This window comes from Oleiphilus sp. HI0067 (assembly GCF_001635735.1).
The window spans coordinates 1-651 of record NZ_LWFI01000912.1 but is presented as its reverse complement, the minus strand read 5'-3'; the positions used below and the strand labels follow the sequence as shown (position 1 = coordinate 651).

Here is a 651-nt window from a genome sequence, read left to right as displayed (position 1 = left end):
CAACCCCACCACAAGGGTTAACATATTCATCCCCCCCCAATGCCTTTGTAATCTGCAGCGCCCAGTCCCCCGGCCCTCGAATATCAGAGAAGTCCAAGCCTAAACTAGAGGCTTGAAGCACATCACAACCAACACCGATAACTGGCAAAAGATCTTCAACAATTAACTGGATTACATCTGTAAATCCCGACCTATTGGAATTCGCCCACTTTTCAAAAAGCGCGTATACGCGCTCGTAGTTTGGAGCTTTCATTCGTTTGTAAACAGATAGAACTCCTTCAATATGACCTAACCAATCAGCACCCAAGGAAACCGAAACATCAGAAATCATGGTTTGACTATCAGCAATACAAGGCATCTTTATATAGTTAAATTCTTTTGACGGATCGCTATGAAGAACCCTGTTCCGGGACATCCAACTTCTTTTTTGAAATTTAACAACATCGAATAAAACAAAAACGTCAGCTTCTGAAAACAACTGCCAGTATCCCTGATAGGGCAAAAAGTATGGCTGCATAATTGCTACTTTCATGCAACCACCATCCCTTTCAACGAATCCAAAATAAACCTCTCATTTAAACCTGTACTTCCCGCCCAAATAGGCAAACACAAAATACGCGATGAAATATCCCTAGAGACTGGGTATTCAGC

The 651-nt window shown here is 42.2% G+C and carries 1 protein-coding gene; it reads right to left on the bottom strand.

The genetic code is table 11. The features are described from left to right. The coding region (locus tag A3739_RS10660) for a WbqC family protein (protein WP_068501288.1) at positions 1–532 on the bottom strand (532 nt) is incomplete at its 3' end. Positions 533–651: the final 119 nt, after the last annotated feature.